This is a genomic window from Microcoleus sp. MON1_C1, assembly GCF_036701945.1.
In the GTDB taxonomy this organism is placed as follows: domain Bacteria; phylum Cyanobacteriota; class Cyanobacteriia; order Cyanobacteriales; family Microcoleaceae; genus Microcoleus.
Map to the genome: position 1 here is coordinate 56,763 of NZ_JAUBRO010000029.1, position 18,385 is coordinate 75,147.

The window sequence follows — 18,385 nt, forward strand, 5'->3', positions numbered from 1 at the left end:
CCGTAGGGACACGGCACTGCCGTGTCCTAGCCCCAGCCCCTTAAGAAACCCTTAATTCAGGGGTCAATTAAAATTAGTCCAGCATCTGATATTAAATCCGGTCAATCGCCCAGGATATCTGATATTAAATCCGGTCGATTGCCCACGATATCCGTAGGGACGCGGCAGTGCCCTGTCCCTACCTAATTCCCAAATAAAAAATTATAAATTTATGAAAAATTGTATTAAAATAAGAAATAGGATTTATAATTCGACGATCAATTATACCTGCTTAAAAAAGCCGATCGCCAATGGCTGACAATTCCCTTCAAGAAAATCGCTTATCCCTTGCCCGCGCCAGTTTGCGCGAAGCCCTGGCGCGCTATTCCCACCTGCGCCAAGGGAAAAAAAACTCGAATAATACAGAATTAGAAGCAGCGCTGCAATATCAGTTAGATATCTTAACTTCCACCTCAGAAAAACTAGACCACAACGTCATCCGCATTGCTACTTTCGGCTTAGTCAGCCGTGGCAAGTCAGCCGTATTAAACGCGCTTTTAGGTCAAAAAATTCTGCAAACAGGCCCTCTCAACGGCGTGACTCAGTGGCCGCGTTCCGTGCGCTGGAGTCTGCCTTTATCCTTCCTTGACAGCGACGAATCCCCCCAACCCCCCCTTGGCAAGGGTGGAAAAGGAGGGGTGCAAGTAGAATTAATCGATACTCCCGGACTTGATGAAGTTGGCGGCGAAGTGCGCGGCGAAATGGCGAAACAAGTAACTCGCCAAGCTGACTTAATTCTGTTTGTCGTTGCAGGGGATATCACCCGAACTGAATATCAAGCACTGTGCGAATTGCAAACAGCTCAAAAACCAGTAATTTTAGTTTTTAATAAAATTGACCTTTATCCAGAATTAGACAGAAAAGCTATTTACCAAAGTTTGCAAGCGCTGGGAAATTCAGAAGAGTTAGCAGCCGCTGCGGTAACAGAGCAAACAGATAGCGAAAATTTGTCCGATCGCCCAAACAACAACTCCTCCGATAAATCTACCGCAAAATCACCGCCTAAAATTGCCAAATCATTAGAAATAGTCATGGTAGCCGCCGAACCCGCGCCGGTGCAAGTCCGAGTGGAATGGTCCGACGGAAGAGTAACTAACGAATGGGAGTCGCCGCCCGCGCAGATAGACGAACTCAAACATAAAATTCTCACAATTCTTAACAGAGAAGGTCGATCGCTCCTCGCTCTAAATGCTTTAGTGGAAGCTAGAGATGCCGAAGCAAACATTGCCCGTCACGTTCTCAAATTGCGACAAACAGAAGCCGAAGATTTAATCTGGCAATTTGCCAAATATAAAGCTTTAGCTGTCGGTTTAAATCCAGTGGCATTCTTGGATGTAATGGGAGCAAGTGTCGCAGATTTAGCCTTAATTCGCTCTTTATCCAGACTTTACGGCTTACCCATGACTGGTTACGAAGCCGGGAAACTTTGGCAGACTATTTTCTCCAGTGCTGGCGGCGTACTTTTGGGAGAATTGGGTAGCAGTTTTCTATTGGGATTTGGCAAAAGTGCGGCGGCTGCAGCCCCCCACATCGGCTTTTCTACTTTTGCCGGAGTCGCTGTCACTCAAGCTAGTTTAGCAGCTTACGGAACCTACGCTGTCGGTCGTGCCGCCCAAGTTTACTTAGAAAAAGGCTGCACCTGGGGTCCGCTGGGACAAGATACGGTAATTCAAGAAATTCTCGCCACCATCGAGCGTAATACAATTATCGATCGCTTGCAGCAAGAGTTTAAAATTGGCAATTAAAAATTTCCCTAGTAGTTGAGTAGGGTACGTCAGCAAATGGTTATTTGTGAATAATCAAAAAGCTAGGATCTGACACACCCTACTGCTTTTATTCTTATACAATTTTCAAGAACAATGCAACTGTAGGTAAGCTCCAAACCACGATATTTATCAGTGATTCCCAATTCTTTAATCGAAAATCGAACATCGAAAATCGAAAATCGTATTACCGTCTGGCAATTCTAACACCTTCCCTAAAATGGGCGATCGTCGCAATTACCGCTATAGAAAAGTAAAATATTCTAATCAGCCAAAAACAAACCCGCATTGACCAAGAAACAATAGTCGGAGCAATACCTGTGAACTGTACAAATCGGGAATTAACTTTTTTTTCAAAGCTGTCGAGGTCTTTCATCTCCGATTGTTTCGTCGGAATAACCGGAAACTGACCAGTATATACGTAATAACCTATAAAACCAGGCACTCCTACTTTTCTATTCAAAAATGAGTTAGTTAAGGTTGCAGTTTGCGGAGGCGATAATTTATCCGATTCTTCCACTTTTTCCAGCCAAGAATTATATCGAATGGCTGGCGTAATCATGAAAACTAAGGGAACTATAACTATCAACACAGCAGCACTAATTTTGCGACCGTATTGAGGGTGTAAAAGCCTTGTCGCCACACCCACTCCCATACCGATAAAAGCAAATACCAATATATTTAACAGTTCAATAATTTCGATCCCCCTCAACAAATCGCCGATAATCAGAATTGTATATAATAATTTGTCGGCTAGTAGCAGAGCGGCCCACTTGATGAGAATTGAAACGCCTACAATAGTAGCTACAATCGCCACATACCCGATGGCACCTAGAACGTACAGGAAAATCGAACCGGCTTGTTTGAATGATTGCATGGAATTATTCACTAAGTGAAAGTTTAGGAGTCTGATTGACAAAAATTTTAAAATTTTAGAGCAATCTGGAGTTCCAAATTTGATTTTTAAAATAGATTAGCTTGACATCTTGAAATCAATCTAAAATCTACAATCTACAATCGATCGACAAGTTCCCGCGCCGCCGCTTTGGTGACTTGTGCGATCCGTTCCTTCACAACATCCTCTTCGATCGCCTTCGGCTCTGTTTCTTGTTCGCGATCGATCCCCAACCATAAAAGATACTCGATATTACCGGCCGGGCCAAGTAAAGGCGACCACGTTAAGCCGCGTTGCTGCCATCCTAAAGCTGTGGCTGCCTTCCACACTTGAAAAATCGCATCGGCTTGAGTTGCTGAGTCTCGCACTACGCCTTTCTTCCCGACTCTCTCGCGCCCTACCTCAAACTGCGGCTTTACCAGCAACACCGCTTCTCGCGGTGGTGCCAACAATTCCCACAGCGCCGGTAAAATCTTATCCAGGGAAATAAACGACACATCTACTACCGCCAAATCTGCTCGCTCAGAGTCGCCGTAAAGCTCAGCAGCAGTCATGTAACGCAAATTGGTGCGTTCTTTCAAAATTACCCTCGGATCGTTACGCAAGCCCCAATCTGCTTGACCGTAGCCAACGTCTACGCCGTACACTAGGGCGGCGCCGGCTTGCAGCAAACAGTCGGTAAAACCGCCTGTGGAGATGCCGCCGTCGAGACAAATTCTGCCTGCAACGGGAATCGCAAAAACTTCTAAAGCTTTAGCTAATTTGTCGCCGCCTCTAGAAACATAGCGCGATCGCTCTTTGATCTGAATTTTTGCTGAAATATCGACCTCAGTGCCCGGTTTGTCAACTACCTGTTGGTTGATGGAGACTTTCCCAGTCCGAATCAAGGCCTGAGCTTGCTGTCTGGAACTGCACAAATCTAGGCTGACCAATAATGTGTCTAGTCGCTGTTTAGCCAAGGTTTTTAATCTGTACGGATAGGGTTAAGAACAGTACCAGATTAGCACTTACGCACAAGCCCCACTGCTAATTTTTGGCGATTATTTTGGTTTTGCGATTGTCGCGGGGCGATCGCCCCCAGCTCACATGATGTGACTGAGATCGCTGTGAGTGTGTAGTTGGATCACAGATAAACATTCATAGAATCACACCATAATTTTTGTTACTAGCGGATGATTTATATGCAGCTAAAAGCGCTACAAATACCATCAAGGCGATCGACCATGAAAACAATTAACTTTCCTATCAGAAATCCTGGCAATTGTCAAGAAAATCCCCTAGCATTCGTCAGCGGTGACATCATCCACATTCTTTACCCCAACGGCGAAGTAGAAGCAACAACCGCCGAACAAGTGGATCTGGGTCAAACCAAAAATCCCCTGGACAAATGCCTCGTCTGGGGATGTGTTGACGATTTTTAGCACCAGTTTTAAACAAGAATGCAATTGTAGGGAAGCTCCCAACCCTTAATTCATCAGTCATTCCCAATTATTCAAATTTTTAATCTATTATTTTTAATCGAGAATTTTTAATCGGAAATCTTTAATCTAAAATTGTATAACCCATAAAAAAAGATCGCTTGGAGGCTGTGAGGCCAAAAAAAGCGATCGATCTAACTGCTGCTAACTGCAAGCCACAAGTGCAATTTGCTGTTAAAAGAATTAGCAAATTGACTTAAATATCTTGTTCGCTCAATTCGCGCATCAAGTAATCAAAAGGCTGCTCCAAAAAAGGCCCCACAGACAAGCCAGCAGCTTGCACTTGAGCCTTAACCATCTCCTTCATAATGCCAATCCCCATCACCGTCGGGCCAATGGGAACGCTTAGAGAATTGTAAGTTTCCCGCAAACCTTGCAGCACGCGCTCGTCCAGCACGTCGGTACTTCCAGCCACCAGGGCGTAAGTAGCATAGCGCAAGTAGTAGTCCATATCCCGCAGACAAGCCGCGTAGCGACGAGTCGTGTAGGCATTTCCCCCGGGACGGATCAGTTCCGGCTGTTCAGCAAATAGCTGGATACCAGCTTGCTTGACAATTGCAGCAGCATTGCTGTTAATCGCAGCCGCCGCCTGTACCCGTGCCGTGCCCGTTGCAAAATAAGATTTCAACCGATCGATACCATCTCGGTCTAAATACCTACCAGCAACATCATAATTTTCAATCAGGCTCGTCACTGCATCGCGCATAAGTTTCTCTCCCAAAAATCTTTATCAATACTTTGCTATCTGAGACAGACCGCCTATTGTAGACTACTACAAATCGGCGTTTGATTAAGATTTGAGATGGGATTTTCAGGGAGCGTAGTCTATCCTCGGCAAACGGCAGCAAAATTCAGCCGTTTGCCTTGTATCTTCAGCCGAAAAATAATCTACAGGGCAAGAATCACGAACGGCCCGGCCGCACTGGGCACCAATTTCAAAATTTTGTAGCCATAGATACAAAATAGTGGGTACTGAAGGCCTACGATCGCCCAAACAGTCTGAAATCGGCCGATCGCCAAGACACAACCAATATCAGGAGTAAGTCATGTTCCAGACACCCCAAGAAGCCTTAAACTACATACAAGAAAATAAGATCCAGATCGTTGACCTCAAATTCATCGATATGCCGGGGATCTGGCAGCACCTTTCCCTGTACCACGACCAAATCGACGAAAGCTCATTCACAGACGGCGTACCCTTCGACGGTTCCAGCATTCGGGGCTGGAAAGCCATCAACGAATCAGACATGACGATGGTCATCGATCCGACCACCGCTTGGATGGACCCGTTCATGGCAGAACCGACTATCAGCTTCATTTGCAGCATCAAAGAACCTCGAACCGGCGAACCGTACAGTCGCTGTCCGCGCACCATTGCCCAAAAAGCCATAGACTACTTGCTTTCGACCGGTCTCGGCGATACAGCATTCTTTGGCCCGGAAGCAGAATTCTTTATTTTTGACGACGTTCGCTTCGACCAAACCCAAAATTCCGGCTACTATTACGTAGATTCGATCGAAGGTCGTTGGAATTCCGGCAAAGAAGAAGTAGGCGGCAACCTCGGCTACAAACCGCGTTACAAAGAAGGTTATTTCCCAGTAGCACCAACCGATACCTCTCAAGATATGAGAACGGAAATGCTGCTGACAATGGCAAAATGCGGCGTACCCATCGAAAAACACCACCACGAAGTCGCCACCGGCGGTCAATGCGAACTCGGTTTCCGCTTTGCCACTTTAGTACAAGCCGCCGACTACTTGCTGACTTACAAATACGTCATCAAAAACGTCGGCAAAAAATACGGCAAAACCATCACCTTCATGCCCAAACCGCTGTTTAACGACAACGGTTCCGGGATGCACGTTCACCAGTCGATTTGGAAAGACGGCCAACCTCTATTTGCAGGCGATCAATATGCAGGTTTCAGCCAAATGGGACTGCATTACATCGGCGGCATTCTCAAGCACGCCCCGGCACTTTTGGCAATCACCAACCCCACGACCAATTCCTACAAGCGTTTAGTTCCGGGCTTTGAAGCGCCTGTAAACTTAGCTTACTCTCAAGGGAATCGATCGGCATCAGTACGGATTCCGTTGTCGGGAACAAACCCCAAAGCCAAGCGGTTAGAATTCCGCTGTCCCGATGCCACATCCAACCCCTATTTAGCATTTGCAGCCATGCTGTGCGCCGGCATAGACGGCATCAAGAATCAAATCGATCCGGGCGAACCTTTGGACGTGGATATCTACGACCTTTCCCCTGAAGAATTGAGCAAAATTCCTTCGACTCCCGGTTCTTTGGAAGGCGCTTTAGAAGCTTTAGAAAAAGACCACAGTTTCTTAACTGAAACCGGCGTATTTACCGAAGACTTCATCCAAACCTGGATTTCCTACAAACTCGACAACGAAGTCAACCCGATGCGCCTGCGTCCTCACCCCTACGAGTTTGCTCTCTACTACGACTGTTAGAAAATAAATAATTAAAAATTAAAAGTTAAAAATGGTGATTATACCATTTTTAACCGGTAATTTTTAATTAATAAGAACGCCGCCCTTAAAAGCGGCGTTTTTTTGGAGTTTAGAACTTCTGGATCAGAGCCCAGACTCTCCCGTTACCCGACACTATCTGGGCAACGCTGTTAGTAGTAGCGCCCTCTGTAGCCTCAGAGACATCCTCTACAGCCCATTTATTTGCTTTCTCATCAACAATAAACAAATCGTCAGCGGTAGTGCCTTCCTGAACCCGATATATCTTATTCAAAATGAAACGCTGTCGCGCCTCAGCTTTTGGTATGCCTGTAACTTCATCAGGATCGATAGAGAGGGCACTGCCTTCTTTTAATGTACCTTTCGAGTTACTTAAATTGCGATCTTCCCTTTGAGCAACCCGCACGCCGTGAAGCTGTAAACAAGGCTCTGTCTCAGAGATATTCGAGACAGCAGCTAGCGCCCCACTTTTTTCTAAACTGAGAACCGCTGCAAAAGCCGTCAAAATTAGCAAAAGCTTGAAATGATTCACTGTATTTATGCTCCTTTGTTTGTAAGGTGCTGCACTCATTTTAAATTAGCAATTAGCAATTAACAATGACCAAACGATGTCCGATATTTTTGTGATGATCCGCAATCAGAGCAACGTCGCCATGACTTCAGTTGACGGCATTGCCTTTGTCACTTTACTGACTCGGGAGGGACGAGTGCTGGCCGAGGAGACAGTTGACCTGTTTGAGGCAGATGTGAATTTTGATAACCTGAAGCAGGGAAAATATACTGTAGTTGTCAGGCACGAAGGCGTTGAACCTCGATCGGCAACCTGTAGTGTTACAATCACCGATGAAGATAAAGTAATCATGCTGACATTTGTTTACTTGGAGCTAGAACGGGTGCTGCTCCGCATTCAAACTTCAACAGAAGAAAGACTATGACCGTGAAAGTTACTCCGCCAAATTCAATTAAAATGTTTCGCTATCGAGTACATTTCTTGGCAAAAGACCTCTGGAGGGAAAAAAACCCGGTTTGTCGCATGAATCTGGCTTTACAGTTAGCCGATGTGGCGACAACTCTGGCTAGGTTGGAAGTAGAAGAGGCGCGAAAATTTCAACAAGAGTCTGCTATTGTTGAGGCAAAAGACTCGACGGAACCTGAAGAGTTTTGAGTGCGTGAGATTGCTTTCTGCGATCCTCGCAACGCTTGCGTGATAGCAGTTTAAAAAAATAACGTAACTGTAGAAAAGCTCCAAACCCTGATAGTCATCAGTCATTTTTAATCTAAAATCTAAAATCTAAAATCTAAAATGGTATGGCTCCCAACTCAAAACTATTGTCATTTGTTGAGCTAGTAAAAAAATTGTCTGTATAAAATTGAATCTCCGTGCTAAACAATAACTTTCTGCCTTGCGAGGTAATTGGTTGTCGAAAAAACTGCGTTACACTTATATAGGTATCTTTACAAAACAACATAAAAGCATGACTGTTGCCTACCCCCGCAAGCTTCGCAACGCAATGGGAGCGCGCGAGATTTTAGCTCAAGTAGTCCGCGATCGCGAAATTCACCTGATCACCCTCAACCGCTACCGCTACAGCGAACAGCGCAGTTGCAAAGACCTCACAGACGTAATCGAACAGCTAGACGGGAACCCGGCAGAACTGGTGCGCGACCTCTCGCGGCACATTTCCGACGAAGCGCGACACGCCATGTGGCTGACAGATTTGCTGGTAGACTTGGGCCACAATGTGGGAACGCCGCCAGGAGTCTCCTACATTGACGAATTTGAAAGGTTGTATGACAGCGAACAACAAGACCCCACCAAAGAGCGCGAAGACTTCGTAATTTCTTCCCTAGCCGCGATTAACGTCACCGAGAAGCGGGGCTGCGAATACTTCTCAGCCCACATCCACGCCCTCAAACAGGCTCCCCAAACCGACGAAAACATCAAAATCCGCGAAACAATCGAAAAGATTTTTCCCGAAGAAGCTGGTCACGTCCGCTGGGGCAACCGCTGGCTGGCCCAAATCGCCGACAAAAGCCCGGAACACCGCCAGAAGGTGGAACAGGCAAAGCGCAAGTATGTGGCGATCGAACAAGCAGCATTTGAATCGGGAATGGATATCATGCTGGGGGCAGAACTCCGCCGCGTCACCCGCCTCGTGGACATTGCCAACACCATGCCGATGTGGGAACGCCCGCAATACCTGATGGAACGCTTGCCCAGAACCCTGTTGGCCCCGGATCTGCAAATGACCAGAGTCGATGTAGCTCAGCGCGCCTGGAACCGCGACCCGCAGGCCTTTATGGAGAAATTGGTGCCCATGTTCCTCAACGGCTTGAATACCATTGAGAAGAAGCCGGCGACTAAGCCCAAGGCTTAAACACGATCGCGAACCTGGTTGAAACCGCTCTGCAAGTCAAACTTGCGCCTGCCTCCGCAAACAAGCGAGATCTACTGGTTCCCAGGCTATGCCTCGGAACCAGTTATTTAAAGTCATAATTTTAAGCTTTAGCAAGTAAACTGATTATTGGAATAGTTTTCCATCTAAATATAATCATGACTACCAGCGAGCCGAACATACAAACAGTTTCCACAGAAAGCCTTTTAAGTGAAAGCGCGATCGCCTCCGAGCAGGTCGAAAAAGCCACAGCCGTCACCTATGCAGAAGAAATTGAAACTGTCATCGCCAGCATGGCTGTAGACCAAAAAGTGATGGTCGGTCAAAGTGAAGCTGGCGGACATCTTTGGAAGTTCAAGTACGGCAGTGTCGAAGTGTTCGTGCAACTTACGGGCGAAACCGAAGATGATACTTTGACTGTTTGGGCTTTTGTACTGCAGTTGCCAGCGAACAATGAAGCTCAATTAATGCGGAAAATTCTAGAAATGAATTGGCTGTCTACTTTAGAAGCTCATTTTGCCATTGTTGATAATCAAGTTGCCGTAGTATCGACTCGGACGATGGCCGAAATCTCGACCGGGGAAATTTCTCGGGTTATTACTATTGTCGCCACGGTCGCCGATGACAACGATGACCTGCTGCAAGCAGAATTCGGTCAGTAGTCATTAGTTAACAGTTAACAGTCAACAGTTAACAGTCAACAGTTAACAGTTAACTAATATGCAGGCCCTGCGATCCAAGCAATAGTGATTCCCAGCCCCAAACCTACAAGCACTTGAAAAGGAGTGTGTCCCAGCAACTCTTTCAGGCGAGCCTCATTAAGGTTGTGATCTTCCTCAAAAAACTCGTCAATAATTTGGTTGAGGATGCGAGCTTGCTTGCCTGCTGCTTGGCGGACGCCTGCTGCGTCGTACATCACAATAATTGCAAAGATCGCAGCGATCGCAAAGTCCGGACTTTCCCATCCCATCGTTTGTCCCACTCCGGCAGCCAAAGCGCCCACAAAAGACGAGTGAGCGCTGGGCATTCCCCCCGTTGTTACCAAATACTGAAGATTAAACTTGCGATTTTTGACCAACTCGATCGGCAACTTCATGATCTGAGCCGCCAGACAAGCGAGCAAAGCAACCACGAGTACATGATTGTTGAATATGCCGCTGCAAATTTCCTGCATAGTGTTTGGTATTTCTAGTTACTGCGGCTGGTAATAAAATCGGCGATAGCCAGCAGCGGTAGAGCTTTGCTCCCAAACACTGCCAATTGATCCTTAGCATCAGCAACAAGCTGCGAAGCTTGGCGCCGAGACTCCTCAATTCCCCACAAACTCGGATAAGTGACTTTTCCTGCTTGAACATCTTTGCCAGCAGTTTTGCCCAGTTCTTCTTGGGTAGCAGTAATATCCAGAATGTCGTCAATTATCTGGAAAGCCAGCCCAATATTTTGAGCGAAACGAGACAGCCGCTGCAAATCCGCAGCCGAGGCCCCAGCCAGAATTGCCCCACAAACTACACAAGCCTCTAACAGCGCCCCTGTTTTGTGAGCGTGAATGTAATTCAAAGTTTCCAGAGAAACATCTGTCTTTCCTTCCGATTCCAAATCAACCACCTGACCGCCTACGAGTCCAGCAGCACCCGATGCCCGCGCTAAATGGGCGATCGTCTGCAACACCTGCTGGGGGGGTACGTTCTCAGTTTTAGTAGCGATAAATTCAAAAGCATAGGTCAGCAAACCATCGCCAGCCAAAATGGCGATATCCTCGCCGTAGACTTTGTGGTTCGTCAGTTTGCCGCGTCGGTAGTCGTCATTGTCCATTGCCGGCAAATCGTCGTGAATCAGCGACATCGTGTGGATCATTTCCAAAGCGCAAGCTGTCGGAATTGCCATAGATGTAGTGCCGCCGGCCAGTTCGCAGCTAGCCAGACACAGGATCGGACGCAGGCGCTTGCCCCCCGCTAGCAGCGAGTAGCGCATTGCTTCGTAAATTTTTTCTGGGTAGATGACCGGGAGTGCACTGTCGAGAGCTACCTCGATCGCCTCTTTTCGCTTGACTAGATAAGTAGATAAATCGAAAGAGGATTCCGGTTGGGACGAACCCATTTCTGTTGCCAATACCATCCCTTGCTCTCTTGTACTGAATAGTTATGTGGGATATTGTGAGCCGTTGGGGTCGCATCGTGCCGACTTTTACGGCGGTAGTTGCTCGAACTCCGAGCATCAATTAATCATTCTACGGGTGTTGTTGCACAGAAAATCTTTGAGTTTTGATAACTTTGTCAAATTACCAGTCAATCTAAAATTTACAATCTCAAATATCAAATCCGCTGATTTGTCTGGCAACTTCCAAAAACCGCTGCACCGCCGCCGTTGGATCGCTGCGCCAAATAAGAGCGATCGCCACAATGCAGGTTGATTCGGGTAACGCTTTGTAAACAACCCCGCAGCGCTGGAAATTTTGCATCGACGCCGGGACGATCGCCACTCCCATCTCGGCGGCTACCAGACTCACAATGGTTTGCATTTGAATTGCTTCTTGAGCTGCGATCGGGCTAAAACCTGCTTGTTGACAAAGACTGACGATCGCATCGTACAATCCCGGAGCCTGGGAACGCGGAAATAGGATCAACGGTTCGGTAGAGAGTTCGCGTAATTCTACCTTCGCGCGATCGGCCGCCGGATGCGTTTCTGGCAGTGCCACGATCAGCGGTTCTCGAAAAACGATTTCAGAATTTATCCCATCTTCCTCAACCGGAGGACGCACGAAGCCGATATCAATTTGCCCGAACCGCAGCCGCTGCAACTGTTCGTTTGTCGTCAGTTCGTGCAGTTCGAGCTTGACGGCGGGACACCGAGTGCGAAAGGCCTGCAAAATCGCTGGAACTACGTTGTGTGCTGCAGAACTCACAAAGCCGATCGTCAGTTGGCCGAGTTGGCCCCGACTGGTTTGTCGGCCGAGTTGAATTGCTCGATCGACTTGCTGCAGAATTTTCCCGGCCTCCTCGAAAAAAACCTGTCCCGCTGCCGTTAAATGCACCGTCCGCTTGGTGCGCTGAAACAGTTGAAACCCCAACTCTGCCTCTAAATGCTGGATTTGTTGGCTCAGCGGAGGTTGGGCAATATGCAGTTTTTCGGCTGCGCGAGTGAAATTCAGTTCCTCTGCAACTGCAATGAAATAACGCAAATGCCGAAGTTCCATAGCTCCTCAATCATTTATATTTAAAAAGTATAAGTTGTTAGTTAAACATATATTGGACATTTATGATGGCATTTAATACAGTGATTAATAGGCGAAATAGAGAAGTAAACAATGGCTAATTTGGATCTCATAATTAGAGAAGCAGAGCTGGCAGATTTGGAATTAATTGTGGCTTTTATTTCCCAAAAAAGCGAGTTCGACGGATGTAAAAACCTGTTAGCAGCAACAGCCGATAAATTGCAGCAAACGTTATTTTGCCAGCCTCCGCTAGTCCGGGTTTTGTTGGCTGAGGTTGCCGGAAAAGCGGTAGGATTTGCTCTGTTTTATTCCTCCTATTCAAGTTTATTGACGCAGCCGTGTCTTTGGCTTGATGATTTATTTGTGCAAGCTCCTATGCGCGGAATGGGAGTCGGTACAGCGCTGTTAAAGTATTTGGCAAAAATTGCTGAGTCCACAAATTGCGGGCGTATGGAATGGACTGTTAATACTGCCAATGCGCCGGGAATTGCTTTTTACCAAAAGCAGGGAGCGCGGATTTTGGAAAATATTAGGGTTTGCCGTATTGATGGGGATGGAATTAATCTGCTTGCTGGCAAATGATTTAATAACGAACCGCGAAGGCGCGAAGGACACGAAGAGAAGAGGAGAGAAGAGAAGAGATGTCACAAGATTTTTGGAATTCAGTGCTTTATGAGGGAAATCATGCTTTTGTTTGGCAGTACGGTGAATCGCTTTTGGAGTTACTCGCTCCGAAGGCTGGTGAACAAATTCTGGACTTGGGCTGCGGTACGGGACAGTTAACTGAAAAGATTGCTCAAAGTGGTGCTTTTGTGCAAGGTATTGATTCATCTTTGTCGATGATTTCTACGGCAACAGTAAACTACCCTCACATTAACTTCGCTGTCGCAGATGCGAGGACTTTTCAAGTAGAAGAGCCGTTAGATGCAGTGTTTTCTAATGCGGTTTTGCACTGGATTAAACAGCCGGATGCTGTGATTAATTGTGTGGAAAAAGCGCTGAAGCCGGGAGGGCGTTTTGTGGCTGAGTTTGGCGGTAAAGGGAACGTGGGGGCGATCGTCCGCGCACTTTTGAGTGTTTTGTCAGAAATTGGCTGCGAGGAGCCTGAAGCGCTTAATCCTTGGTATTTTCCGAGTATTGGCGAGTATGCTGGGCGTTTGGAAAAGCAGGGATTTGATGTGGGTTATGCGGTTTTGTTCGATCGCCCGACTCCCCTAGAAGGTGGCAGCGCGGGTATGGTAAATTGGATTGAGATGTTTGCTGGCGGGTTTTTGTCGGGGTTGTCTGATGATGTGCGATCGCACGTAATTAACTCCGTTGAAGAGCGTTTGCGATCGGCGCTGTACCGCGATGGTAATTGGATTGCAGATTATCGCCGAATTCGCGCTGTTGCTATCAAAAATTCCTCACGGTAAATCATAGTGATTAGTGGTTTCGATCGCAGCTTGAAATCGCTACTACACCAACTTTCGTCCACTCCCAGCGGACTCAAAGAGTAAAGAATTTTACAGGACTTACGCTGCATAGCCAATTTTTACACGACCCATAGTAGTAAGGTGCTTATTTCGCACCCTACTACTAGCGTTTCTGCGTAATTCCTGTAAATATCAGGAGTTAATTTGTGGCTAACAATATGATAAGTTTGTCAGTTCACCACTAATTGTCCTGAATTTAGAAACCCTGAACGGAAACAATCCTGCTTTGTAGTTCATTAGGCGTTACATCGCCTACCAAACCTAAAATCGCGTTAGAATTTCTAACTCTGATTAGAGTTCCTGGAGCAGGGCCGCTCAATTCGCTGGTCAGATCTGGAGGGAGGACTTGTAGTAAAGCTTGTGGGAAGTCGAACCTATATGTTAGTGTCACATCCTGTACCGGCTCCAACACTATATCATTGACCGTTAAGCCACTCGCTAATCCAATGCGATCAAAATCAGGATCAAAACCTGCGATCAGATCACTAGAATTGATATCTGTAGTGGCAGGATCTATTCCCAGAACGCATAAATTATTGCCAAACCCAAAAATTAATAAGTCTCTGCCCAAGCCGCCAACCAGAGTGTTATTGCCATCTTGGTCGTTTAAAAAATCGTTGCCTCTACCCCCAAATAAAATATCATCGCCAGCCTCTCCAAGAATAAAATCAGCATCTAGACCACCACTGAGGCAGTCATTTCCATCAGATCCATACAGGCCATCTCTTCCTTTCCCCCCAAATACAGAATCGTTGCCTGCAAAACCTATGAGAAAATCTTCCCCTTCATTTCCCAGGATTAACTCGCTAGCCCCTGAGCCATATACTGTATCATCGCCATCGAGCGCCCAAGCTCCTAAAGAGAAGTTTGTTAGCTCTCCAAGAGAAAGTTGAATCAATTCCGAAGTGTTGTCGCCAATTAAGCGCAATGTCCCTGACGCATCCGGTTTTAAAGCCATAGCTAAAATCTCTCTGTGTTGGTAGATTACTAACCCTACTAATTGAGCCAATACGGGATCACAAGTTGGCATCACTTCAATTAGAACCGTATTCAATATAACTCGAAACGGTATTTTCCCAAAGCATAGCAACAGTCATCGGCCCGATTCCTCCCGGCACCGGCGTGATAAATTCGGCTACTGTTTTAACAGCATTAAAATCCACATCTGGGGCCAAACGACTCGTACCGTCTGGATTGACGACGCGGTTAATACCGACATCAATATAGTCAATTTTTACACAACCGATAGTAGTAAGGTGCGAAATTCGCACCCTACTACTAGCATTTCTGCGTAACTCCTGTAAACATCAGGAGTTAATTTGTGGCTAACAATATGATAAGTTTGTCAGGCAACCAGTGATTTTCCTGAAATTAGAAACCCTGAACGGAAACAATCCTGCTTTCTAGTTCATTAGGCGTTACATCCTGTACAAAACCTAAAATCGCGTTAGAATTCCTGACTCTGATTAGAGTTCCTGAATAAACTCCGGTAATTCCGCCTCTGAGTTGAGTTCCTGAAGCAGATCCGCTAAATGCGTCGGCCGGATCTGGAGGGAGTAATGGTTGTAAAGCTTGCGGCAGATCGAAAGTATATGTTAATGCCACATTCTGTACCGGCTCCAACACTATATCATTGACCGTTAAGTCACTCGCTAATCCAATGCGATCCAAATCAGAATCAAAACTTTCGATTATATCACTAGAATTGATATCTGTAGTGGCAGAATCTATTCCCAGAACGCATAAATTATTGCCAAACCCACACTCTAAGAAGTCTCTGCCCAAGCCGCCAACCAGAGTGTTATTCCCATCTGTGCCGGATAACAAATCATTGCCTCTCCCCCCAAATAAAATATCATCGCCAGCCTCTCCAAGAATAAAATCAGCATCTAGACCACCACTGAGGGAGTTATTCCCCTCCTGTCCAAACAAGGCATCTCTTCCTTTTCCCCCCAATAAAGAATCGTTGCCTGCAAAACCTGTGAGAATATCTTCCCCTTCATTTCCCAGGATTAACTCGCTAGCCTCTGAGCCATTTACTGTATCGTCGCCATCGAGCGCCCAAGCTCCTAAAGGGAAGTTGGTTAGATCTCCAGGAGAAAGTTGAATGAATTCCGAGGTGTTGTCGCCAATTAAGCGCAATGCCCCTGACGCATCCGGTTTTAAAGCCATAGCTAAAATCTCTCTGTGTTGGTAGATTACTAACCCTACTAATTGAGCCCCTACTGGCTCACAAGTGGGTCATAATTCAATTAGAACCGTATTCAATATAACTCGAAACGGTATTTTCCCAAAGCATAGCAACAGTCATCGGCCCGATTCCTCCCGGCACCGGCGTGATAAATTCGGCTACTGTTTTAACAGCATCAAAGTCCACATCTGGGGCCAAACGGCTCGTACCGTCTGGATTATAGCAACAGTCCTCTGCCCGATTCCTCCCGGCATCGACGTGATAAATTCGGCTACTGTTTTAACAGCATTAAAATCCACATCTGGGGCCAAACGACTCGTACCGTCTGGATTGACGACACGGTTGATACCGACATCAATATAATAGTCAGTTTTTAAACAATCCATAGTAGTAAGGTGCGAAATTCGCACCTTACTACTAGCATTTCTGCGTAAGACCTGTAAACATCAGGAGTTAATTTGTGGCTAACAATATGATAAGTTTGTCATGCCACCAGTGATTGTCCTGAATTTAGAAACCCTGAACGGAAACAATGCTGCTTTGTAGTTCATTAGGGGTTACATTCTCTACATAACCTAAAATCGCGTTAGAATTCCTGACTCTGATTAGAGTTCCTGAAGAAAGTTCGCTAATTCCACTGACCAGATCTGGATCGAGCAATGGTTGTAAAGCTTGCGGCCCATCGAACCTAAGTGTTACTGTCACATTCTGTATCGGCTCCAACAGTAGATCATTCACCGTTAAGCCACTCGCTAATCCAATGCGATCAAAATCAGGATCAAAATTTACGATCAGATCACTAGAATTGATATCTGTAGTGGCAGGATCTATTCCCAGAACGCATAAATTATTGCCCAACCGACACTCTAAGAAGTCTCTGCCCAAGCCGCCAACCAGAGTGTTATTCCCCTCTTGGCCGTCTAAAAAATCATTGCCTCTACCCCCAAATAAAATATCATCGCCAGCTTCTGCAATAAGGTAATCAGCATCTAGACCACCACTGAGGCAGTCATTTCCATCAGATCCAGACAGGCCATCTCTTCCTTTTCCCCCAAATAAAGAATCGTTGCCTGCAAAACCTCTGAGAATATCTTCCCCTTCATTTCCCAGGATTAACTCGCTAGCCCCTGAGCCATTTACCGTATCGTCGCCATCGAGGGCCCAAGCTCCTAAAGGGAAGTTGGTTAGAGCTCCAGGAGAAAGTTCAATGAATTCCGAGGTGTTGTCGCCCATTAAGCGCAATGTCCCTGAGGGATCGGGTTTTAAAGCCATAGTTAAAATCTTTGTGTGTTGGTAGATTACTAACCCTACTTGAGCCAATACTGGCTCACAAGTGGGTCATAATTCAATTACAACCGTATTCAATATAACTCGAAACGGTATTTTCCAAAAGCATAGCAACAGTCATCGACCCGATTCCTCTCGGCCCCGGCGTGATAAATCCGGCTACTGTTTTAACAGCATTAAAATCAACCTCTGGGGCCAAACGACTCGTACCGTCTGGATTGACAACGCGGTTGATGCCGACATCACATCAATATAGTCAATTTTTACACAACCCATAGTAGTAAAGTGCGAAATACGCACCCTACTACTAGCGTTTCTGCGTAAGTCCTGTAAATATCAGCAGTTAATTTGTGGCTAACAAAATGATAAGTTTGTCAGCTCACCACTGATTGTCCTGAAGTTAGAAACCCGGAACGGAAACAATCCTGCTTGGTAGTTCATTAGGCGTTACATCCTGTACAAAACCTAAAATCGCGTTAGAATTCCTGACTCTGATTAGAGTTCCTGAATAAACTCCGCTAATTCCGCTGAGAAAAGCTGGAGGGAAGAATGCTTGTAAAGCTTGCGGTAAATCGAACCTAACTGTTACTGTCACATTCTGTAGCGGCTCCAACACTATATCATTGACCGTTAAGTCACTCGCTAATCCAATGCGATCCAAATCAGGATCAAAACGTGTGATCCAATCACTAGAATTGATATCTGTAGTGGCAGGATCTATTCCCAGAACGCATAAATTATTGCCCAACTCACAATTTAATAAGTCTCTGCCCAAGCCGCCAACCAAAGTGTTATTCCCCTCTTGGCCGCCTAAAAGATCATTGCCTCTACCCCCAAATAAAATATCATCGCCAGCGTCTCCAGTAAGGAAATCAGCATCTAGACCACCACTGAGGCAGTCATTTCCCTCATTTCCATACAGGGCATCTCTTCCTTTTCCCCCAAATAAAGAATCGTTGCCTGCCAAACCTCGGAGAATATCTTCCCCTTCATTTCCCAGGATTAACTCGCTAGCCCCTGAACCCTCTACTGTATCGTTGCCATCGAGCGCCCAAGCTCCTAAAGGGAAGTTGTTTAGATCTCCAGGAAAAAGTTGAATTCCTTCCGAGGTGTTGTCGCCAATTAAGCGCACTATCCCTGATGGATCGGGTTTTAAAGCCATAG

At 46.2% G+C, this 18,385-nt stretch carries 21 protein-coding genes and 3 pseudogenes; 9 read left to right on the top strand and 15 right to left on the bottom strand.

The window, feature by feature from the left end; genetic code table 11:
* Nucleotides 1-290: 290 nt before the first annotated feature.
* Nucleotides 291-1,784 carry a DUF697 domain-containing protein gene (locus tag QUA62_RS17635; RefSeq protein ID WP_333405695.1) on the top strand — a complete coding sequence of 498 codons (1,494 nt, stop codon included), beginning with the start codon at nt 291-293 and terminating at the stop codon, nt 1,782-1,784.
* Between the two features lie 205 nt (nt 1,785-1,989).
* Here QUA62_RS17635 and QUA62_RS17640 read toward each other — a convergent pair whose 3' ends face one another.
* Nucleotides 1,990-2,679 (bottom strand): hypothetical protein, encoded by a 690-nt coding sequence (locus QUA62_RS17640; protein WP_333405696.1) that lies wholly within the window; start codon nt 2,677-2,679, stop codon nt 1,990-1,992.
* Between the two features lie 134 nt (nt 2,680-2,813).
* On the bottom strand, nt 2,814-3,656 hold the full coding sequence (locus QUA62_RS17645) for a TlyA family RNA methyltransferase (protein ID WP_333405697.1): 843 nt from the start codon (nt 3,654-3,656) through the stop codon (nt 2,814-2,816).
* 222 nt (nt 3,657-3,878) lie between these two features.
* Here QUA62_RS17645 and QUA62_RS17650 point away from each other — a divergent pair, with 222 nt between their 5' ends.
* A complete protein-coding gene (locus QUA62_RS17650; protein WP_333289353.1) occupies nt 3,879-4,118 on the top strand; it encodes a hypothetical protein in 240 nt (79 codons plus the stop codon).
* A gap of 253 nt (nt 4,119-4,371) precedes the next feature.
* Here the strand turns inward: QUA62_RS17650 and apcB are convergent, their stop codons facing one another.
* Nucleotides 4,372-4,881, bottom strand: a complete 510-nt coding sequence (apcB, locus tag QUA62_RS17655) for an allophycocyanin subunit beta (RefSeq protein ID WP_006634129.1) — start codon at nt 4,879-4,881, stop codon at nt 4,372-4,374.
* 340 nt (nt 4,882-5,221) lie between these two features.
* Here apcB and glnA point away from each other — a divergent pair, with 340 nt between their 5' ends.
* Nucleotides 5,222-6,643 carry a type I glutamate--ammonia ligase gene (gene glnA / locus QUA62_RS17660; protein ID WP_190658238.1) on the top strand — a complete coding sequence of 474 codons (1,422 nt, stop codon included), beginning with the start codon at nt 5,222-5,224 and terminating at the stop codon, nt 6,641-6,643.
* Nucleotides 6,644-6,752: 109 nt separating this feature from the next.
* On the opposite strand, the gene QUA62_RS17665 is transcribed toward glnA, so the two are convergent.
* Entirely contained in the window at nt 6,753-7,193 is a 441-nt protein-coding gene (locus QUA62_RS17665) for a hypothetical protein (RefSeq protein WP_333405698.1), read from the bottom strand.
* A gap of 76 nt (nt 7,194-7,269) precedes the next feature.
* On the opposite strand from QUA62_RS17665, the gene QUA62_RS17670 reads away from it, so the two are divergent.
* The 4 genes from QUA62_RS17670 to QUA62_RS17685 all read left to right on the top strand — a co-directional run bounded on the left by QUA62_RS17670 (nt 7,270) and on the right by QUA62_RS17685 (nt 9,719).
* Nucleotides 7,270-7,596, top strand: coding sequence for a hypothetical protein (locus QUA62_RS17670; RefSeq protein WP_333289348.1), 327 nt, complete (start codon nt 7,270-7,272; stop codon nt 7,594-7,596).
* Nucleotides 7,593-7,826 (top strand): hypothetical protein, encoded by a 234-nt coding sequence (locus tag QUA62_RS17675; protein WP_333136746.1) that lies wholly within the window; start codon nt 7,593-7,595, stop codon nt 7,824-7,826. The genes QUA62_RS17670 and QUA62_RS17675 overlap by 4 nt, the downstream gene beginning before the upstream one ends.
* 310 nt (nt 7,827-8,136) lie before the next feature.
* Nucleotides 8,137-9,039, top strand: a complete 903-nt coding sequence (locus QUA62_RS17680; RefSeq protein WP_333405699.1) for a ferritin-like domain-containing protein — start codon at nt 8,137-8,139, stop codon at nt 9,037-9,039.
* 176 nt (nt 9,040-9,215) lie between these two features.
* The gene (locus QUA62_RS17685; RefSeq protein ID WP_333405700.1) at nt 9,216-9,719 is read left to right on the top strand and encodes a YbjN domain-containing protein; all 504 of its coding nucleotides are present in this window, start codon (nt 9,216-9,218) and stop codon (nt 9,717-9,719) included.
* A gap of 53 nt (nt 9,720-9,772) precedes the next feature.
* On the opposite strand, the gene QUA62_RS17690 is transcribed toward QUA62_RS17685, so the two are convergent.
* From QUA62_RS17690 to QUA62_RS17700, 3 genes are all read right to left on the bottom strand, one after another.
* Nucleotides 9,773-10,231, bottom strand: a complete 459-nt coding sequence (locus QUA62_RS17690; RefSeq protein ID WP_190658220.1) for a divergent PAP2 family protein — start codon at nt 10,229-10,231, stop codon at nt 9,773-9,775.
* Nucleotides 10,232-10,245: 14 nt separating this feature from the next.
* On the bottom strand, nt 10,246-11,172 hold the full coding sequence (gene crtE / locus QUA62_RS17695) for a geranylgeranyl diphosphate synthase CrtE (protein ID WP_190658217.1): 927 nt from the start codon (nt 11,170-11,172) through the stop codon (nt 10,246-10,248).
* Nucleotides 11,173-11,362: 190 nt separating this feature from the next.
* The gene (locus QUA62_RS17700; RefSeq protein ID WP_333405701.1) at nt 11,363-12,250 is read right to left on the bottom strand and encodes a LysR family transcriptional regulator; all 888 of its coding nucleotides are present in this window, start codon (nt 12,248-12,250) and stop codon (nt 11,363-11,365) included.
* Nucleotides 12,251-12,361: 111 nt separating this feature from the next.
* Here QUA62_RS17700 and QUA62_RS17705 point away from each other — a divergent pair, with 111 nt between their 5' ends.
* Nucleotides 12,362-12,850 (top strand): GNAT family N-acetyltransferase, encoded by a 489-nt coding sequence (locus QUA62_RS17705; protein WP_333405702.1) that lies wholly within the window; start codon nt 12,362-12,364, stop codon nt 12,848-12,850.
* 59 nt (nt 12,851-12,909) lie between these two features.
* Nucleotides 12,910-13,683, top strand: coding sequence for a methyltransferase domain-containing protein (locus QUA62_RS17710; RefSeq protein ID WP_333405703.1), 774 nt, complete (start codon nt 12,910-12,912; stop codon nt 13,681-13,683).
* A gap of 256 nt (nt 13,684-13,939) precedes the next feature.
* On the opposite strand, the gene QUA62_RS17715 is transcribed toward QUA62_RS17710, so the two are convergent.
* The 8 genes and pseudogenes from QUA62_RS17715 to QUA62_RS17750 form a co-directional block, all read right to left on the bottom strand.
* The gene (locus QUA62_RS17715; protein ID WP_333405704.1) at nt 13,940-14,797 is read right to left on the bottom strand and encodes a calcium-binding protein; all 858 of its coding nucleotides are present in this window, start codon (nt 14,795-14,797) and stop codon (nt 13,940-13,942) included.
* Nucleotides 14,778-14,966, bottom strand: a pseudogene (locus QUA62_RS17720) (bifunctional 5,10-methylene-tetrahydrofolate dehydrogenase/5,10-methylene-tetrahydrofolate cyclohydrolase); the annotation flags it as partial. The gene QUA62_RS17715 and the pseudogene QUA62_RS17720, both read right to left, overlap by 20 nt.
* Before the next feature lie 148 nt (nt 14,967-15,114).
* Nucleotides 15,115-15,915 (bottom strand): calcium-binding protein, encoded by an 801-nt coding sequence (locus QUA62_RS17725; RefSeq protein ID WP_333405705.1) that lies wholly within the window; start codon nt 15,913-15,915, stop codon nt 15,115-15,117.
* A 76-nt stretch (nt 15,916-15,991) separates the two neighbouring features.
* Nucleotides 15,992-16,192: pseudogene (locus QUA62_RS17730) on the bottom strand (bifunctional 5,10-methylene-tetrahydrofolate dehydrogenase/5,10-methylene-tetrahydrofolate cyclohydrolase); the annotation flags it as partial.
* Between the two features lie 17 nt (nt 16,193-16,209).
* Nucleotides 16,210-16,320 (bottom strand): annotated as a pseudogene (locus tag QUA62_RS29420) (hypothetical protein); the annotation flags it as partial.
* 124 nt (nt 16,321-16,444) lie between these two features.
* Nucleotides 16,445-17,206, bottom strand: coding sequence for a calcium-binding protein (locus QUA62_RS17740; protein WP_333405707.1), 762 nt, complete (start codon nt 17,204-17,206; stop codon nt 16,445-16,447).
* Nucleotides 17,207-17,279: 73 nt separating this feature from the next.
* Nucleotides 17,280-17,456: a hypothetical protein gene (locus QUA62_RS17745; RefSeq protein ID WP_445301679.1), complete on the bottom strand. Its 177-nt coding sequence runs from the start codon at nt 17,454-17,456 to the stop codon at nt 17,280-17,282.
* A gap of 165 nt (nt 17,457-17,621) precedes the next feature.
* On the bottom strand, nt 17,622-18,383 hold the full coding sequence (locus tag QUA62_RS17750; RefSeq protein ID WP_333405708.1) for a calcium-binding protein: 762 nt from the start codon (nt 18,381-18,383) through the stop codon (nt 17,622-17,624).
* Nucleotides 18,384-18,385 lie beyond the last annotated feature (2 nt).